Annotated in this window: 16 protein-coding genes; 3 read left to right on the forward strand and 13 right to left on the reverse strand. The window is 69.9% G+C overall.

From position 1 onward, the window contains the following. Nucleotides 1–152: 152 nt before the first annotated feature. Nucleotides 153–560 (reverse strand): RNA-binding S4 domain-containing protein, encoded by a 408-nt coding sequence (locus QN245_RS15060; RefSeq protein ID WP_043091529.1) that lies wholly within the window; start codon nt 558–560, stop codon nt 153–155. A 545-nt stretch (nt 561–1,105) separates the two neighbouring features. Between QN245_RS15060 and QN245_RS15065 the strand changes: the two genes are divergently transcribed. After that, nucleotides 1,106–2,566, forward strand: coding sequence for an MATE family efflux transporter (locus QN245_RS15065; protein ID WP_167087358.1), 1,461 nt, complete (start codon nt 1,106–1,108; stop codon nt 2,564–2,566). Nucleotides 2,567–2,867: 301 nt separating this feature from the next. On the opposite strand, the gene rplS is transcribed toward QN245_RS15065, so the two are convergent. From rplS to ffh, 8 genes are all read right to left on the reverse strand, one after another. Further along, nucleotides 2,868–3,284: a 50S ribosomal protein L19 gene (rplS, locus tag QN245_RS15070; protein WP_010342237.1), complete on the reverse strand. Its 417-nt coding sequence runs from the start codon at nt 3,282–3,284 to the stop codon at nt 2,868–2,870. A 131-nt stretch (nt 3,285–3,415) separates the two neighbouring features. Further along, on the reverse strand, nt 3,416–4,198 hold the full coding sequence (trmD, locus tag QN245_RS15075; RefSeq protein WP_317843561.1) for a tRNA (guanosine(37)-N1)-methyltransferase TrmD: 783 nt from the start codon (nt 4,196–4,198) through the stop codon (nt 3,416–3,418). Between the two features lie 74 nt (nt 4,199–4,272). After that, nucleotides 4,273–4,785: a ribosome maturation factor RimM gene (rimM, locus tag QN245_RS15080; RefSeq protein ID WP_317843562.1), complete on the reverse strand. Its 513-nt coding sequence runs from the start codon at nt 4,783–4,785 to the stop codon at nt 4,273–4,275. A gap of 43 nt (nt 4,786–4,828) precedes the next feature. Further along, a complete protein-coding gene (rpsP, locus tag QN245_RS15085) occupies nt 4,829–5,089 on the reverse strand; it encodes a 30S ribosomal protein S16 (RefSeq protein ID WP_160964414.1) in 261 nt (86 codons plus the stop codon). 158 nt (nt 5,090–5,247) lie between these two features. Beyond that, nucleotides 5,248–6,048, reverse strand: coding sequence for an aminotransferase class IV (locus tag QN245_RS15090; RefSeq protein ID WP_317843563.1), 801 nt, complete (start codon nt 6,046–6,048; stop codon nt 5,248–5,250). Beyond that, nucleotides 6,045–7,115, reverse strand: coding sequence for an NAD(P)H-dependent flavin oxidoreductase (locus tag QN245_RS15095; RefSeq protein ID WP_317843564.1), 1,071 nt, complete (start codon nt 7,113–7,115; stop codon nt 6,045–6,047). Before QN245_RS15095 ends, QN245_RS15090 begins: the two co-directional genes overlap by 4 nt. Before the next feature lie 246 nt (nt 7,116–7,361). Next, complete coding sequence (locus tag QN245_RS15100) at nt 7,362–8,264, reverse strand: hypothetical protein (RefSeq protein ID WP_255421734.1); 903 nt, start codon at nt 8,262–8,264, stop codon at nt 7,362–7,364. Between the two features lie 114 nt (nt 8,265–8,378). Further along, nucleotides 8,379–9,758, reverse strand: a complete 1,380-nt coding sequence (gene ffh, locus QN245_RS15105; protein ID WP_317843565.1) for a signal recognition particle protein — start codon at nt 9,756–9,758, stop codon at nt 8,379–8,381. Nucleotides 9,759–9,864: 106 nt separating this feature from the next. Between ffh and QN245_RS15110 the strand changes: the two genes are divergently transcribed. Next, nucleotides 9,865–10,659, forward strand: coding sequence for a cytochrome C assembly family protein (locus QN245_RS15110; protein ID WP_184449058.1), 795 nt, complete (start codon nt 9,865–9,867; stop codon nt 10,657–10,659). A 110-nt stretch (nt 10,660–10,769) separates the two neighbouring features. Here QN245_RS15110 and QN245_RS15115 read toward each other — a convergent pair whose 3' ends face one another. Continuing rightward, entirely contained in the window at nt 10,770–11,834 is a 1,065-nt protein-coding gene (locus tag QN245_RS15115) for an aldose epimerase family protein (RefSeq protein ID WP_317843566.1), read from the reverse strand. A gap of 393 nt (nt 11,835–12,227) precedes the next feature. Here QN245_RS15115 and QN245_RS15120 point away from each other — a divergent pair, with 393 nt between their 5' ends. Then, on the forward strand, nt 12,228–13,817 hold the full coding sequence (locus QN245_RS15120) for an alpha-N-arabinofuranosidase (protein ID WP_425612873.1): 1,590 nt from the start codon (nt 12,228–12,230) through the stop codon (nt 13,815–13,817). Nucleotides 13,818–14,071: 254 nt separating this feature from the next. Here QN245_RS15120 and QN245_RS15125 read toward each other — a convergent pair whose 3' ends face one another. The 3 genes from QN245_RS15125 to fusA are packed head-to-tail and all read right to left on the reverse strand — an operon-like array spanning nt 14,072 to nt 16,830. After that, nucleotides 14,072–14,554: a hypothetical protein gene (locus tag QN245_RS15125; protein ID WP_317843567.1), complete on the reverse strand. Its 483-nt coding sequence runs from the start codon at nt 14,552–14,554 to the stop codon at nt 14,072–14,074. Nucleotides 14,555–14,579: 25 nt separating this feature from the next. After that, nucleotides 14,580–14,759 carry a hypothetical protein gene (locus tag QN245_RS15130; protein ID WP_160964408.1) on the reverse strand — a complete coding sequence of 60 codons (180 nt, stop codon included), beginning with the start codon at nt 14,757–14,759 and terminating at the stop codon, nt 14,580–14,582. A gap of 19 nt (nt 14,760–14,778) precedes the next feature. Beyond that, nucleotides 14,779–16,830, reverse strand: a complete 2,052-nt coding sequence (gene fusA, locus QN245_RS15135) for an elongation factor G (protein WP_317843568.1) — start codon at nt 16,828–16,830, stop codon at nt 14,779–14,781. Nucleotides 16,831–17,020: the final 190 nt, after the last annotated feature.

Consider the following 17,020-nt stretch of genomic DNA (forward strand, 5'->3'; position numbering starts at 1 on the left):
CGACCGCCGTAGGAGCGGCGTCAGCCGCGACTGCAGCACCGAACGCGCGGCCGCATCCATCGAGGCGAGCGGCCTGCAGTCCACAGCCCGTCCGCTGGCCGCGATCGATACCGCGCCGTCGTGCCAATCGCGCGACGACGCACCGCGCTCGGCTACAGCGCGTCCAGATCCCCCAGCGCGCGGATCAGCCGCCGCGCACGCTTGTCCGGCTTGCCCTCCGGCGCCTGGTAGCCGTTGCGCTCGGCGCTGCGTTGCGCGCGCAACTGCGCACGGCGTTCGCGCGAGGCCTCGCTCTCCTGGTACAGCGTCTGCGCCACGCTGGCCGGGCCGCGCGTATCGCTCAGCCCCAGCACCTGGATCTCGAACACCTCGTCGCCGCGCTGCACGCGCACCTGCTCGCCCACGCGCACCGCGCGCGAAGATTTCGGCCGCTGCCCGGCCACGTCCACCTTGCCGGTTTCCACCGCCTGCTTGGCAAGGCTGCGGGTCTTGAAGAAGCGCGCGGCCCACAGCCAGACATCCAGGCGCACCGCGGCAGCTTGCACGACAGATTCATTCATTGCGTTGCTCGACATCCACTTGCGTTGGAGGTTGCAGGCAGCCAGAGGCAATGCCGGAACGGAACACCGCGCCTGCCGGAGACATGGGCCGGCGCACATGTCTCCCCGCACAGATGGCGATGCCGTCGCTTCAATACAAGCACGGCGCCCGTCAGGACCCACCCCTCCAGGATGAATGGGTTGGCAGGGAAGAATGGGGCGATGGGTAGCAACCGGCCACGATGCGGACGCGCCCGGGCGCGGCTTGCCCAGGTCGTTCGTCACGGGCCGCCGGTACACGCCTCGATCCACGCCCGCGCCAAGGCGCGCATGACGCGATCTGTGCCGAACGCGCGCCCATCCTTGCCGGAAGCACACGACCGCACGACTCGGGTAAGACTGACCGCCGCACGCGACGGCACAGGCCGCACGCCGCGCGGCAGCGCAGGCCCGCACCATGCACGACTACCACGCGAACGCTCCAGACCACGACCCCCAACCGCTCATCGCCCCACCGCCATCCGTCGGTGCTAGTGTGGCCGGCTCACGCTCGATCCCGACCCGCGATGCCCAAGCCCGCCGTGCTCACCGAAGGCCCGATCGGCCGCCAGTTGCTGCTGTTCTCGCTGCCGATCATGGCCGGCAACATCGCGCAATCGCTCAACGGCTCGGTCAATGCCGTGTGGATCGGCCGCTATCTCGGCGAAGCCGCGCTCACCGCCGCGGCCAACGCCAACAGCATCATGTTCTTCCTGATCGGCTCGGTGTTCGGCATCGGCATGGCCTCCACCATCCTGATCGGCCAGGCGATGGGCCGCAGCGACGTGGCCCAGGCGCGGCGGGTGATGGGTACCAGCGCCACCTTCTTCATCGGCATCTCGGTGCTGATCGCCGCCAGCGGCTGGTGGCTGGCGCGGCACCTGCTGGCGGCGATGGGCACGCCGGCGGCGTCGCTGCCGCTGGCCGAGGCCTACCTGCGGGTGATCTTCCTGGCGATGCCGCTGCTGTACACGTTCGCGTTCCTGTCGGCGGCGCTACGCGGCACCGGCGATTCGCGCACACCGTTTCGCTTCCTGCTGCTGTCGGTGGTGCTGGACATCGGTTTCAATCCGCTGCTGCTGTTCGGGCTGGGGCCGTTCCCAAAGTTGGGCATCGCCGGTGCGGCCTGGGCCACGCTGATCGCGCAGGCGGTGGCGCTGACCGGCTTGCTGCTGTACCTGCGCCACAAGCGCCACGTGCTATGGCTGGGTCGCCGCGACGCGCGGCTGTTCCGGCTCGACCTGCCGATCCTGCGTGCGCTGATCGTCAAGGGCGTGCCGATGGGCCTGCAGATGGTGCTGATCTCGCTGGCGATGATCGTGATGATCGCGCTGGTCAACGGCTACGGCACCGCCACTTCCGCGGCCTACGGCGCGGCGCTGCAGCTGTGGGCCTACCTGCAGATGCCGGCGATGGCGATCGGCGCGGCCTGCTCGTCGATGGCCGCGCAGAACGTCGGCGCGCAGCGTTGGGACCGGGTCGCGGCGACCGCGCGCAAGGGCGTGCTGTTCAACTTCCTGCTGACCGGCGCGCTGATCGCGCCGCTGATCCTGTTCGATCGCTGGACCCTGGCGCTGTTCCTGCCGCCGCACAGCGCAGCGCTGGAGATCGCGCGCCATCTCAACCACATCGCGGTGTGGTCGTTCCTGTTCTTCGGCGTCACTTTCGTGATTTCCGGCGTGGTCCGCGCCACCGGCGCGGTGATCCCGCCGTTGCTGATCCTGGCGCTGTCGCTGTGGGGCATCCGCGTGCCGTTCGCGCAGTTGCTGCAGCCGCAACTGGGCGTGGATGCGGTGTGGTGGAGTTTCCCGACCAGCGCCACCTGCGCGATGCTGCTGTCGCTGGCGTATTACCGCTGGGGCAACTGGCGCAAGGCGCGCATGCTGGCGCCCTCGCCGCCGGAGACGGTGGCGCATCCGGCGGAAGTGCCGGCGCAGCCGCCGGCACCGGTCGCCGACGTGGCGGTCGCCCAGGACCCGGCGCGCTGAGTGCCTGGCGGCGGCAATGCCTTGCGGCCGAATCCTCCGCCACTTGTAGGAGCGGCTTCAGCCGCGACCAGCCCGCCGACCATCATCGAGACGCAGGCAGGCGCTCGGCGGCGAGCGATTCTGGGAATGCCCGGTCGCGGCTGAAGCCGCTCCTACGAGGGCGTCCCGCGCGTGCGTCGGTTAAACAACAGCGTCGCGAATCATCGCACCGCAGGCCACGGCGCACACCCAGCCCATTCCACAAACGCAAACGGCCGCCCGAAGGCGGCCGTTGCGGCAGCGACCAAAGGTCGCCGGGAGATTACTCGGCCTTGGCGGCAGCAGCAGCGGCCTGGCGCGCGACCTTGGCCTGCGCAGCGGCGGCCAGATCTTCCTTGATGCGGGCAGCCTTGCCTTCCAGGCCACGCAGGTAGTACAGCTTGCCGGCGCGGACCTTACCGCGGCGCTTCACTTCGACCGAGTCGATGGTGGCGCTGTGGGTCTGGAACACGCGCTCGACTCCGTATCCGTGCGAGATCTTGCGCACGGTGAACGAGGAGTTCAGGCCGGCGTTCTTGGTGCCGATCACCACGCCTTCGTAGGCCTGCACGCGCTCGCGGTTGCCTTCCTTCACCTTGACGTTGACGACGACGGTGTCGCCCTGGTTGAACTCCGGCAGCTTGCGCTGGATCTGGGCGGCTTCGAAGTCGGCCAGGATGGTCTTGTTGAGCTTGCTCATGGTGGGCACCGCTTGTGTCTGGTGAGGTGGTCCGGCAGTCGCCGCACGGCGATTGCACGATATCGGATGGGCCAAGCACGGAACGCACTGGCCGGAAAGCCGGGCATTTTAACCCAGCCCGGCGGCCATGGCTAGGGCCTGGGTGGATTTTCCTGTTCGGCGGCCGCGGCCGCTTCCCGTTCCTGGCGAAATTCCTGCAGCAGCCGCCGGTCGGCCACGCTCAGCGCCGCCTCGTCCAGCAGCTCAGGGCGCCGCAGCCAGGTGCGCCCCAACGCCTGCATGCGCCGCCAACGGGCGATCGCGGCGTGGTTGCCGGAACGCAGCACCGCCGGCACCTCGCCCAGGGCGTGCTCGCGCGGGTGCGTGTAGTGCGGGCAGTCGAGCAGACCGTCCGGGCCTTCGAAACTGTCCTGGGCCGCGGATTCGGCGTCGTTCAGCGCGCCCTCCTGCAGCCGGGTCACCGCATCCACCAGCACCGCCGCGGCCAGTTCGCCGCCGGACAGCACGTAGTCGCCGATCGAGATTTCCTCGTCCACCGCGGCGGCGACGAAGCGCTCGTCCACGCCCTCGTAGCGCCCGCACAGCAGCAGCAGCCGCGGCAGCGCGGCCAGTTCGCGAGCCTTGGCCTGGGTCAGCGGCCGCCCCTGCGGGCTCAGGTAGATCAGCGGCGCCGGCTGCGGATCGGCCGCGCGCACCGCCTCAAGGCAGGCCTGCAGCGGCTCGATCATCATCACCATGCCCGGGCCGCCGCCGAACGGACGGTCGTCGACCTTGCGGTAGCCGCCCGTGGCGTAGTCGCGCGGGTTCCAACCATGCAGGTCCAGCAGCGCGCGCTCCTGCGCGCGCCCGACCACGCCGAACCCGGCGCACTGGGCGACGAACTCGGGGAACAGGCTGATGACGTCGATGCGCATGGGGCGGGGATTGGGGAGTCGGGATTGGGGATTCGGCAAAGCGACAGCGGGGCCGGCGTGCGCGCGGGCATCGCTCAGAACTCGGGGTCCCAGTCGACCACGACCAGGTTGGCCTCGAAATCCACCGACTTGACGTAGTCCGGTTGCACGAACGGCACCAGCCGTTCGCGGTCGCCACGCACCACCATCACGTCATTGGCACCGGTGGAAAACAGATGCGATACCTGCCCCAGCGCCACGCCGTCGACGGTGCGCACGTCCAGGCCTTCCAGGTCCACCCAGTAGTACTCGTCCGGGCGCGGCGGCGGTAGGCTGCTGCGCGCCACGTAGATCTCGGTCCCGCGCAGCGCCTCGACCGCGTCACGGTCGGTGACCTCGGGCAGTGTGGCGATCAGGGACTTGCCGGACTCGCGGCCGCGCACGCCGTTGAGGCTGCTTTCGCTGCCGTCGGGCTTGCGCACGATCCAGGGCTGATAACGGAAAATGGCGAGGCGCGGCTCGGTCCAGGACTCGAGCTTCGCCTCGCCACGAATGCCGAACGCGCCGAGGACCCGACCAAGCAGGATGCGGCGCTGGCTGTCTTTCATCGGAGCAAACGCAAGGGCCGCGCGCGGGGCGCGGCCCGCAGGATCAGGCCGCGACGGCCTGGGCCTTGGTGGCTTCCTTGTACAGGTTGCGCACCTTGTCGGTCAGCTGCGCGCCATTGGACACCCAATGGTCGACGCGGGCCAGGTCCAGCACCACGCGCGGCTCGGCGCCCTGGGCAACCGGGTTGTAGTAACCCAGGCGCTCGATGTTGCGGCCGTCGCGCGCGCTGCGCACGTCGGACACGATGATGTGATAGAAGGGGCGCTTCTTGGCGCCGCCACGGGTAAGGCGGATCTTGACCATGGTGAGTTTCCGGTGTTGCCCAGTCGCCAGGATGGCGCGGTGAACCGACGATTATAGCGGCCGGCCCCGCCGCTGCCAAGTCGTTGCCGCTGATGCGGCAAGGGGATTGGGGATTCGCTAGAAGCGGCGCCAATGGTGGCGGGAGGTCCCCAGGTTACTCAGATCGCCTGCCAGGGCTGGGTGTGCAGCGCGGCCTCCAGCATGGCCAATAGATCCGCGGCCGGGCGCAGCGTGCACCCGTCCACCGCCGCGACCGCCTGTTGCCCGCGGGCATTGCAAGTGAAGGCGGCCACGTCCGCGCCGAGTTCGTGGAGCGACAGCGGCCGCACGGCCTGCGCCACGCCCAGCGCGGCGAGCCCGGCCTGCAGCAACCGCTCCTGGGTGCCGCGCAGCGCCGACGCCTGCGGCCAGTACAGGCAGGCCCCATCCCACAGTCCCAGGTTCCAGGTCGGCCCCTCGGCCACCTGCCCCTGCGAGTCCACGAAAAGCGCATCGTCGCTGCCCGCCTGCAGCGCCAGGCGGCGCTGGTGGAATGCGCCGAAGGTGCCGACATGCTTGAACTGCGGCGCCTCGCGCGCGAACACGGTGCTGCGCAGGCGCAGCGGCGCCAGGTCGGCCTGCGCCGGCTCCGCCAGCGATACCAGCAGTTCCACCGCGCAGTCGGCATCGGCCCGGCGCAGCGAGAAACCCGGCGCGAACACGGTGACGCGCAGCGAGGCGTCGCCACTGCCGAACGCGGCCAGCGCCGCGCGCAGCGCGTCGCGCACGCGCGCAGCCGGCAAGTCGCTGCCGAACAGCGCCGCGTTGGCCTGCTGCAGCCGCTGCAGATGCAGATCGAACCCGCGCACCGCGCCATCGCGGACCTGCATGGTGCTGAAATGCCCGTAGTTCACCAGCGCGGCCGCGGCCAGCAGTTCTGCGCCCGCAGGCTGCCCGTGGTGGAAGACCTGCGTGCTCACGGCAGGTCCTGCGCCTGCGCCCACCAGCGTGCCAGCAGGTCAGCGGCAGGCTCGGCCGGCGCCATCCATGCCGACTGCCCCGCCCAGGCCTGCATCGTCGCCAGGTGGTCGTCGCGCTGCGCGGCCTGGCGCATCGGCGCGGTCAGCCCGCGCTGCACCGGGTACGGCCGCGGCGGCGGCGCCTCCGGCGCGGCGGCCGCGCGCACGTAGTCGGTGACCAGCGCCCGGCCGAGGCGGCCCGAGAAGGCGCGGGTCAGCGCGGTCTGCTCGGGTTCGGCCTGGGCCAGCGCGGCCGCCCAGGCCGGCGCCAGTGCTGCCTCGGGGCTGCGCAGCAAGGCGGTGCCGATCTGTACCGCACTCGCACCCAGGGCCAGCGCGGCGGCGATGCCGCGCCCGTCGCCGATGCCGCCTGCGGCGATCACCGGGATCTGCAGATGATCGACCAGCCGCGGCAGCAGGGCGAACAGCCCGGTCGCCTGCCGCTCGGCGCTGCCGGCCTCGAACGCACCGCGATGGCCGCCAGCCTCGGCGCCCTGCGCGACCACCGCATCGGCGCCGGCGGCCTGCGCGGCCAGCGCCTCGTCCAGGGTCGTGGCGCAGGCGAACCAGGCGATTCCGGCCTGCTGCAGGCGCTGCACCTGGTCCGGCCGGAACAGGCCCATGATCGACGAGGCCACCGCCGGCCGCGCCGCGAGCAGGGCCTCGAACTGGGCATCGAAATCGGCCGGCGCCGCATCGCCGGCGGCCGCATCGACCGACGGGCCCCAGGCGCCGAGAAAAGCACGCACCTCGGCCTCGGCGGCGGCATCGCGCGCGGGCGGCGGATCCGGTACCCACAGGTTGATCTGCGCCGGCCCGCCGCCAGCGGCGCGGAATGCGTCCATCCACGTCACGATGTCCTGCGGCGCGGACAGCACCGCGCCCATCGCGCCCATGCCCCCGGCCGCGGCGACCGCGGCCGACAGCGGCACCGGGCAGGCACCGGCCATCGGGCTGAGCAGGATCGGCAGGCGCAGGCCGAAGCGGGCGCAGAAGGTGGTGGCGCGAGTCTGAAGCGAAGGATGCATTGCCCTCTCACCGTGCACGGAAGGCGTCAGTATGCGGGACGCACCCCGCCCTCTGCCGGTCGGGAGCATCAGCAGCAAAGAGCTTCCTATCGTGGTGGGCGGCGCATCCAGCGCGATGTCGTGGGCTGCCGTGCGCGCCACGGCATGTCTTGCCGGGATTTCGAGCGCCCCTCTCGCACATCCGATGACGTCACGAGCGCAACGAAGTAGAAGCGGGTCCGTGCATCACGGACCCGCCAAGCGCAGTCAGGCGCCGAAGTGGATGCTGCCACGCAAGGGAGCGGGATTGGCATCGCAGTACTGCTCGAAGTCCGCATAGAACCGGACCACATTGCCCTGCGCATCCTGTTCAATCTTGCGCACGTTCAAGGTGCCACGGGTCGCGTTGCACCCGCGCCCGTTGCCATAGAAATCGAAACCGGCGTTGACGCTATCGGCGAACCGGCTGATGGAATAACGCCCCGGTGCCAAGGTCTTGCCAGCGGGCGCCGCAATGGTCGCAGTCCAATCGTCGCGCAGGCCCGAGGCGGCATAGCGAAGCCGTGACGGCGTCCCGTCCAACGCAAACACGCTCGTGTCGTTGTAGTACGTCTTGTCCACGCCACCCCCGACATAGTCGCCATCGCCGCTGTTCAATTTCAGAAACAGCGGCGCCGCGTTATAGCTGACCACGCCCGCAAGCGCCGGCGCCTTGTTGGTCTCGCATTGCTGAACGAACGACGCTTCCAGCTGATCCACGTTCCCGGCAGAGTCGAACGAGACCTGCCGGATCGACACCTTCCCCCAGATCCGGTTGCAGCCCCGTCCGGTGCTTGAGACGTCGAGCCCGGGCGAGCGGCCGGTCTTGAACGACGAGCGCTCTGCATTGGCATAAACACCGGGAGCGAGCCCAGTCCCGACGGGAGGCGCGATCGTGATCGACCAGTACTCGCCCGTCGTACTGGTGATGGATAGCGCGACCCGATCCTTGTTGCCACGCACGCCGAAGGTCGCGTTCGCGTCGGTCAGGACGGCCTTCTTGCCCTGGCCGATGTAGTCGCCCGCGTTGCTGGAGTAAGAAAATATCGAGGCTGCGTCACACGCGAACGCCAATCCGGCACCCGCCAACACCGCCGCGAACCTGCACACGTGTCCATTGAGTCCTTGCATACATCCTCCGATGATTAGGGTTGCCCGGTCCGGAGCAAGCCGCGTCCGTCCGCGGACGCGTCATCCTAAACATCGGCAGTGTCATGGGCTGCGACAGGCGTCGCCGCCGCGGACTCAGCGGAACGGCAGGCCGCCGCGGCCTCCCATGCCACCCATCATGCCCTTCATGCCGCGCATCAGGCCCTTCATGCCGCCGCCTGCCATCTTGCTCATCATCTTTTCCATCTGCTGATACTGCTTCATCAGCTTGTTGACGTCGGCCGGCTGGGTGCCGGAGCCGCGGGCGATGCGCGCGCGGCGCGAGCCGTTGAGCAGGCCCGGGTTGCGCCGCTCCTTCTTGGTCATCGAGCCGATGATGGCGATCATCCGCGGCACGTCCTTGTTGCCGGCGACCTGCTGCTTGAGGTGCTCGGGGATCTGGCCCATGCCCGGCAGCTTGTCCATCAGTCCGGACAGGCCGCCCATGTTCTGCATCTGCTCGAGCTGGTCGCGCATGTCGTTGAGGTCGAACTTCTTGCCCTTGGCGACCTTCTCGGCCAGCTTCTGCGCCTTGTCCTTGTCGACCTGGTGCTCGACCTGCTCGACCAGCGACAGCACGTCGCCCATGTCGAGGATGCGGCTGGCCAGGCGGTCGGGGTGGAACACATCCAGGCCGTCGGGCTTCTCGCCGACGCCGATGAACTTGATCGGCTTGCCGGTGATGTAGCGCACGCTCAGCGCCGCACCGCCGCGGGCGTCGCCGTCGGTCTTGGTCAGCACCACGCCGGTCAGCGGCAGCGCCTCGCTGAACGCCTTGGCGGTATTGGCCGCGTCCTGGCCGGTCATCGCGTCGACCACGAACAGCGTCTCGGCCGGGTTGATCGCCGCGTGCAGCGCCTTGATCTCCTCCATCATCGCCGCGTCGATGGCCAGGCGGCCGGCGGTATCCACCAGCAGCACGTCGACGAAGGACTTGCGCGCGTCGGCGATGGCGGCGCGGACGATGTCCACCGGCTTCTGCGAGGCCTCGGACGGGAAGAACAGCACCCCGACCTGCTCGGCCAGGGTCTGGAGCTGCTCGATCGCGGCCGGGCGGTAGACGTCGGCCGACACCACCATCACCTTCTTCTTGCGCTTTTCCTTCAGGTGCTTGGCCAGCTTGCCGACCGTGGTGGTCTTGCCCGCGCCCTGCAGGCCGGCCATCAGCACGATCGCTGGCGCCGGCACGTTGAGGTTGAGGTCGCTGGCGGCCGAGCCCATCACCGCGGTCAGCTCGTCGCGCACGACCTTGATCAGCGCCTGGCCCGGGGTCAGGCTCTTGAGCACTTCCTGGCCGACCGCGCGCACCTTGATGCGCTCGATCAGCGCCTGCACCACCGGCAGGGCGACGTCGGCCTCGAGCAGCGCGATGCGCACTTCGCGGGTGGCTTCGCGGATGTTCTCCTCGGTCAGGCGACCGCGGCCGCGCAGGCGCTGCATGGTGCCGGAGAGGCGTTGGGTGAGGGATTCGAACATGCGGGCAGGTCGCGGACGGGAAACGGCCGTCGATTATAGCCGGGCGCGCCGGCGATCCCCCGGCGGCGCCGTCACGGCCGCCGGCGCGATATGCGAAACTGACCCGATGCTCATCACCGTCCTCGCCACCCTGCTGTACCTGGCCGCCAGCGGCCTGCTGATCGCCGCGGTGGTGCGCGACCGGGTGGACCGCAGTCGGGCCTGGCTGTGGCCGGCGCTGCCGGCGGTGGCCCTGCATGCGGGCTATCACGTGCAGGTCGCCCTGCACACCGCCGGCGGCCCGGACATGCACTTCTTCGCCGCGCTGTCGCTGGTCAGCCTGGGCATGGCGCTAATGACCGCGCTGGTCGGCGCCAGCGGGCGCATGGCCGCGCTGGGCGTGGTGGTGTTCCCGCTGTCGGCGGCGCTGCTGCTGGCCTACCACGGCTACGGCCACGAGCCGGCGCCGGTGCTGGACTGGCGGCTGCAGTTGCATGCCTGGCTGGCGCTGCTGGCCTACGCCACGCTGGGCATCGCCGCCCTGCTGGCGGTGATGCTGTGGCTGCAGGAGCGCGCACTGCGGCGCCGCGACTTCCATCCCTGGCTGCGCGCGCTGCCGCCGCTGACTGCGCTGGAGACGCTGCTGTTCCGCACTATCGTGGTCGGCTTCATCCTGCTGACCCTGACCCTGTTGACCGGCGTGCTGTTCGTGCAGGATTTCCTGGCGCAGCGGCTGGTGCACAAGACCGTGCTCAGCGTGCTGTCGTGGATCGTGTTCGGCGCGTTGCTGTTCGGCCGCTGGCGCTACGGCTGGCGCGGGGTCAAGGCGGTGCACTGGACCCTGGCGGCGATGCTGTTGCTGCTGCTGTCGTTCTTCGGCAGCAAGTTCGTGATCGAGCTGGTGCTGGGGCACGCGCAGTAGCCCGCACAACCTGACGCGGCGCGTGTTTTGTAGGAGCGGCTTTAGCCGCGACCGGGCGTTTCCGGGAACGCCTGGTCGCGGCTAAAACCGCTCCTACGATGTCCCCCGCATCAACCGCCGCCCTGCCCCACCAGCGCCGCCTCCACCGCCGTCCAGTCGGCGCCGCGGCCGACCTCGGCGACGTGGTAGGCGATGCGATGCCGATAGACCTGGCCCGGACGCAGGATGCTGTCGGGGAAACCAGGCTGGTTCGGGGCGTCCGGGTAGCCCTGCGGCTCCAGGCAGATACCGCGGCCCAGCGCCGGATGCTGCCGGTCCAGGCCCTGGCCTTCATAGAGTTGCACGGCCGGCATCGGGCTGACGATGCGCATGGCCACGCCGCTGTGCGGCGAATACAGCATGGCGGTGCAGTCGTGGCCGTCGGCCAGCACCAGGCAGTGGTCGTAGCCGGCGCTGATCGACAGTTGCGGATCGGCGGCGATGTCCTTGTCGGCGATGGCGCGCGCGTGGCGGAAATCGAACGGCGTACCGGCCACGGTGGCGACCTCGCCGCGCGGCAGCAGCGCCGCGTCGCCGACTGGCAGGTAACGATCGGCCGGCACGCGCAGCCACTGCGCGGCGGCAGGCACCGCGGCATCGCCGGCCAGGTTGAAATAAGGATGATGGGTGAGATTGAGCGGGGTCGGCGCATCGGTCTGGGCGACGAACTCCACGCTCAGGCAGCGGCCTTCGACGCGGTAGGTCGCCTCCACCGAGACGTTGCCCGGGTAGCCCTCCTCGCCGGCCGGCGAGTCGTAGCGCAACTGCAGCATGCGCTCGGTCTGTGCCAGCACCGTCCACACCCGGCGACCGAAGCCCAGCGCCCCGCCATGCAGATGATTGGCGCCCTCGTTGGCGGTGACCGCGTAATGCCGGCCATCGAGGGTGAAGGCCGAGCCGGCGATGCGGTTGCCGAAGCGCCCGACCAGCACGCCCAGGTAGGCCGGATCCTGCAGGTAGTCCTGCAGCGTCGGCAGCCCCAGCACCAGCTCGGTCTCGCCGTGCGCACCACGCAGGCGCAGGCTGCGCAACAGGCCGCCGTAGGTCAGCAGTTCGGCGCGCAGGCCGTCGCCGCTGTCCAGGACCATGCACTGGATGGCGGTACCGTCGGGAAGATGACCGAAGAGCGAGGACATGCAGGAGCCTGGGCGGTGCGCGCATGCGCGGGGTCCGCAGCATAACCAGCGATGGCGCGACGCGGCCATCGCTGCACGGGCATCGGCGTTGCGCTGTGCGATACCGCGCACGTTCTGGGCGCGGACAAGGTGGGATGCCGTACGCGCATTGCAATTCCGGTATAGCGGCGTCGCATTTGCGCATTGGTCCACTCTGCGCGTGTCTTCTATGCTCGGACCAGGGGACGGATAGCAATTACCGGGGGCAGCGCACCGAGGCGGCGCCGACGCGATCGCGTCGAGGTTGCCTCCCAGCAGGCGACATCCCCTTGGCGCCACGCCAACGCGACGCGCCGGCCGTGACTCACACGCAGCGCTGGCGACGGCGCCGCCCTACACGACAAGGAGCTCCCGATGCGTTCGCCCCGTTTCCTGAAGCAGCGTGCGGTGTGTTGGCGGCGGTTGCCGCTGATCGCCGCGACGATCGGCCTGGCACTGACCGCCACGCTGGCGCAGGCCGCCGACGTCAAGGTACGTGGCACCCTGCATGCCGACCGTCCAGGCGCCGCGGTGTCGCGCCACCTGTTCGGGCAGTTCGCCGAGCACCTGGGCAACGGCATCTACGGCGGGGTCTGGGTCGGCCCGGACTCGAAGATCCCCAATACCCGCGGCTACCGCAACGACGTGGTCGCCGCGCTGAAGGCACTGGACGTGCCCGACATCCGTTGGCCCGGCGGCTGCTTCGCCGACGAGTACCACTGGCGCGACGGCGTCGGTCCGCGCAACCAGCGTCCGACCAGCGTCAACACCCACTGGGGCGGCGTGGAGGAACCCAACAGCTTCGGCACCCACGAGTTCATGGACTTCACCGAACTGCTCGGCACGCAGGCCTATGTGGCCGGCAATGTCGGCGATGCCGCACCGGACGAGATGGCGCAGTGGGTGGAGTACATGACCGCGCCCACGCGCTCGACCCTGGCCGAGCAGCGCCGCCGCAACGGCCGCCAGGACCCGTGGAAGGTGCCGTTCTTCGGCGTCGGCAACGAGCTGTGGGGCTGCGGCGGCAACATGCGCGCAGAGTACGCCGCCGACGTGTTCCGCCGTTACCAGACCTTCGTCAAGGCGCCGGCCGACCAGAAGATCATGAAGATCGCCCCCGGCCCCAGCGATGCCGACTACCACTGGACCGAGGTGATGATGCGCGAGGCCGCCAAGTTCATGGACGGCCTCAGCCTGCACTACTACACCATCCCCGGCGGCTGGCCGCCGCGCGCCTCGTCCACCACGTTCGACGAGGCGGCCTGGATCGAGACGCTGTCGCGCACACTGCTGATGGACGAGCTGATCACCAAGCACAGCGCGATCATGGACAAGTACGACCCGGACAAGAAGGTCGCGCTGGTGGTCGACGAATGGGGCACCTGGTACAAGGGCCTGCCCGACGTGAACCCGGGGTTCCTGCGCCAGCAGAACACCTTGCGCGACGCACTGGTGGCCTCGCTCAACCTGGACATCTTCGTCCAGCACGCCGACCGCGTGCGCATGGCCAACATCGCGCAGATGGTCAACGTGCTGCAGGCGATGATCCTCACCGACGGCGACAAGATGCTGCTCACGCCGACCTATCACGTCTTCATGCTGTACAAGCCCTACCAGGACGCGACCGCGCTGCCGCTGCAGATCAGCACGCCGGACTACCGGCATGCCGGCTATACGGTGCCGGCGGTGCACGGCTCGGCGGTCCGGGCCAAGGACGGGCACGTGTATGTGGCGCTGACCAATCTGGACCCCAACCGCAGCGCCGACGTCGCGGTCCAGGTCGACGGCGTGCAGGCGCGCGGCGTGGGCGGGCAGATCCTGACCGCGCCGACCATCGACGCGCTCAACACCTTCGCGCAGCCGCAGGCGGTGCGCCCGGCCGCGTTCCAGGGCGCGCGCCTGCAGGGCGGCACGCTGCAGGTGACGTTGCCGGCCAAGGCGATCGTGATGCTGAAGCTGCAGTAGTCACAGGCCACTGCCGCGCTGCTAGCCCCTCTCCCGCCGGGAGAGGGGTTGGGGTGAGGGTCTGTGCGCGCAGCACATCCATTCATCCCCAATCGCCGGCCGCCGATCGATAGCGTATGCGCGGAGCAGACCCAACTGCCAGCGCATCCATCGTCTCCCGCCCAGTGAGGGCGGCATGCGGCAATGCGCACGGCGCACCAGCCCTCTCGCAGCAGAAGGATCTGGATTCCTGGGCGACATGCCGCGCTGCGCGCCTAGCCCTCCGGATCGGTCAGCAGCGCGAACAGCGACTGCCCATCCGGCGCGATCAGGTCGCTGACCGCCCAGCAACCGTTGCCGCGACGCTGCAGTTCGATCTTGACCGAGCGCGCCCGCGCGGCGCGGCCGCCGAGCGCGAGCCGGTAGTCCATCCGCACCTCCACCACGGTGGCCTGCGACCCGCCCGAGACCAGGGTGAAGCTCGGCGCGCCCTGAATGTCGCCGTCCTGCGCGCTGGTCCACGGATCGAAGTCCAGGCGGCACACGCCCTCGCGCGCGGCGCAGCGCTGATCGGCCTGCAGCGCGTGCGCGAAGGACGGCGTCAGCAAGCCGTCCAGGTTCTGCGGCTGCCAGTAGAAATCGCGCGCCTTGTACAGGCGCTCGGCCATCTGCAGCGGCGTCGCGCATGCCGGCGGCTGCGCCGCGGCGAGTGCCGGCGACAGGGCAAGCAGGGTCAGGAGGGCAAGACGGCGATGCATGGGCGGCTCCGGCGATCGGGGCCGGCTATGAAGCCCGGTTCGCGGCGTCGACGCAAGCGGTGCGCATCAGCATGGCGAACAAAATGTCGCGTGCCGTTGCCAGGATTGCGAGCGCCATCCACGCCCGCTTGGCGGCTGCATCACGGCGTTGCTTGCCGCAAAAAAAGAGGAGCCGGCGAACCGGCTCCTCGTCCTCCTGCCGCATTGCCAGATGGCAATCCGGCTCACGCGGCCTTGACCGGTGCATAGCCGTCGAAGGTCATGCTCGCCGAGGCGCGTCCCTGGGTCAGCGAGCGCAACGCGGTGGCATAGGCCTGCAGTTGCGCCAGCGGCGCCTGCGCGACGACCTCGGCATGGGCTCCGCGCTCTTCGATCGCCACGACGCGTCCCTCGCGCCGCTGCAGATCGCCGAGCACGTCGCCGACGCTGTGCGCCGGCGTCTCGATCGCCAAGGCCATCACCGGCTCCAGCAGCAGCGTCCCGGCCTGCGCCAGCGCCACCTTCACCGCTTCCGAGGCCGCGCGCTGGAACGCCAGGTCCGACGAATCCACCGCATGCGCCTGGCCATCGACCAGTACCACCTCCACGCCGACCACCGGGTAGCCACGCGGACCTTGCGCCAGCGCCGCGCGCACGCCCTTCTCGGTCGCGGCGACGAAGGCCTTCGGCACCACGCCGCCACGGCTGCGGTCGACGAAGGTCACCGCACCGTCCGCACGCGGCAGCACATCCAGCACCACCTGCGCGAACTGGCCCTGGCCGCCGTTCTGCTTGGACAGCCGCGCCGCCACGCCCAGCGTGGCCGCACGCGGCGTTTCCTGGTAGGCCACGCGCGGCGCACCGGTGCGCACGTCCACGTGCCACTCGCTGCGCAGGCGCTCGACCATCACCTCCAGGTGCAGCTCGCCCATGCCCCAGATCACCGCTTCGCCGGTCTCCGGATCGCTGTCGACGCGGAACGAGGGATCCTCCTGCGCCAGCCGCGCCAGGCCCTGTCCCAGCCGCACCAGCTCGGCCGCGTTGGCCGCGCCGAGCCGCCACGCCAGCACCGGCGGTTGCGTGCGGATGCGCTCCAGCACCCATCGCGCCTGCACGCCGCTGAGCGTCTCGCCGCTGACCGCGTCCTTCCAGCCGAGCACGGCGACGATCTCGCCGGCCTGGGCCTGGTCCACGTCGTGGGTCCGCTGCGCCTGCACCACCGCCAGCCGACCGACCCGGCGTGGCCGCCGCGCATGCGACGTCCACACCGTGTCGCCGACGCGCAAGGTGCCCGAATACACGCGCACGAAGGCCAACGGCCCCTGCGCGGTATGCGCGAACTTGAACACCAGCGCCGCCAGCGGACCGGATGGATCCGGCGCCAGCAACGTGTCGTGTCCATCCTCGGCGTCGGCGTCGGGGCTGGCGGCGACCGGCGGGCGGTCCAACGGCGACGGCAACCAGTCGACGATCGCGTCCAGCAACGGCTCGATGCCTTTGCGCTTGAACGCCGATCCGGCCAGCACCGGCACACCGGCGCCGGCCAGGGTGGCCCGGCGCAAGGCGGCGCGCAGCAGCTCGGCGTCGATCGTGCGTTCCTCGAGATAGGCCTGCGCCAGCGCCTCGTCGTGTTCGGCCACGGCGGCGATCAACTGCTCGCGCGCGTCCGCGAACGCGGCTGCCTCGGCGGCATGCCAGGCGCGCGTGTGCAATTTTCCCTCGTCGTCCCAGGTCAGCAGGCGGCCGCCGACCAGGTCGCTCCAGCCGTCGAAACCGGAGTCGCCCGGCACCGGCACGCCGACCGCCCAGACCGTCGCGTCGAGCTTGCTGCGCAACTGCGCCAGTACGCCGTCGAACGAGGCGCCGGCACGGTCCATCTTGTTGACGAACGCGAGCATCGGCACGCCGTGGCGACGCGCCTGCCGCCACACGGTTTCCGACTGCGGCTGCACGCCGTCGACCGCGGAGAACACCGCGACCGCGCCGTCGAGCACGCGCAGCGAGCGTTCCACCTCGATCGCGAAATCGATGTGTCCGGGCGTGTCGATCAGGGTCAGGCGATGCGCCGGCTGCCCGGCCGGCGCCCAGTGCACCTGCACGGCGGACGCGCCGATGCTGATGCCGCGCGCGCGCTCGATGTCCGAGAAGTCGGTGGTGGCGGCACCGTCATGGACTTCGCCGAGACGATGGATCGCACCGGCGGCCCACAGCAGGCGTTCGGTGAGGGTGGTCTTGCCGGCGTCGATGTGGGCGATGATGCCGAGATTGCGCCAGCGGGAAAGGGTATTCGTGTTCATGAGAGAGGTTCCGCATTGCCAACGCTGGGGAAGCCGCATGCCCCGGTTGGCGAGGCGGGCATGCGGCTAGGTTTCGGGTTCGGCGGCGTAGTGCATGGCACGTTCTCCTTGTCGTGTCGGAACAGTGGAACAGCGAAAAACAGGCAATAAAAAAGCACCCATCGGGTGCTTGTCTGCGTCGGATCGGCGA

It is taken from the genome of Xanthomonas rydalmerensis, from assembly GCF_033170385.1.
Classification (GTDB): domain Bacteria; phylum Pseudomonadota; class Gammaproteobacteria; order Xanthomonadales; family Xanthomonadaceae; genus Xanthomonas_A; species Xanthomonas_A rydalmerensis.

Bases quoted from the DNA above. Each gene is read 5' to 3' on its own strand.
- QN245_RS15060 (WP_043091529.1), bottom strand. From the start codon at position 560: ATGAATGAATCTGTCGTGCAAGCTGCCGCGGTGCGCCTGGATGTCTGG.
- QN245_RS15065 (WP_167087358.1), top strand. From the start codon at position 1,106: ATGCCCAAGCCCGCCGTGCTCACCGAAGGCCCGATCGGCCGCCAGTTG.
- rplS (WP_010342237.1), bottom strand. From the start codon at position 3,284: ATGAGCAAGCTCAACAAGACCATCCTGGCCGACTTCGAAGCCGCCCAG.
- trmD (WP_317843561.1), bottom strand. From the start codon at position 4,198: ATGCGCATCGACGTCATCAGCCTGTTCCCCGAGTTCGTCGCCCAGTGC.
- rimM (WP_317843562.1), bottom strand. From the start codon at position 4,785: ATGAAAGACAGCCAGCGCCGCATCCTGCTTGGTCGGGTCCTCGGCGCG.
- rpsP (WP_160964414.1), bottom strand. From the start codon at position 5,089: ATGGTCAAGATCCGCCTTACCCGTGGCGGCGCCAAGAAGCGCCCCTTC.
- QN245_RS15095 (WP_317843564.1), bottom strand. From the start codon at position 7,115: ATGCATCCTTCGCTTCAGACTCGCGCCACCACCTTCTGCGCCCGCTTC.
- QN245_RS15100 (WP_255421734.1), bottom strand. From the start codon at position 8,264: ATGCAAGGACTCAATGGACACGTGTGCAGGTTCGCGGCGGTGTTGGCG.
- ffh (WP_317843565.1), bottom strand. From the start codon at position 9,758: ATGTTCGAATCCCTCACCCAACGCCTCTCCGGCACCATGCAGCGCCTG.
- QN245_RS15110 (WP_184449058.1), top strand. From the start codon at position 9,865: ATGCTCATCACCGTCCTCGCCACCCTGCTGTACCTGGCCGCCAGCGGC.
- QN245_RS15115 (WP_317843566.1), bottom strand. From the start codon at position 11,834: ATGTCCTCGCTCTTCGGTCATCTTCCCGACGGTACCGCCATCCAGTGC.
- QN245_RS15120 (WP_425612873.1), top strand. From the start codon at position 12,228: ATGCGTTCGCCCCGTTTCCTGAAGCAGCGTGCGGTGTGTTGGCGGCGG.
- QN245_RS15125 (WP_317843567.1), bottom strand. From the start codon at position 14,554: ATGCATCGCCGTCTTGCCCTCCTGACCCTGCTTGCCCTGTCGCCGGCA.
- QN245_RS15130 (WP_160964408.1), bottom strand. From the start codon at position 14,759: ATGCGGCAGGAGGACGAGGAGCCGGTTCGCCGGCTCCTCTTTTTTTGC.
- fusA (WP_317843568.1), bottom strand. From the start codon at position 16,830: ATGAACACGAATACCCTTTCCCGCTGGCGCAATCTCGGCATCATCGCC.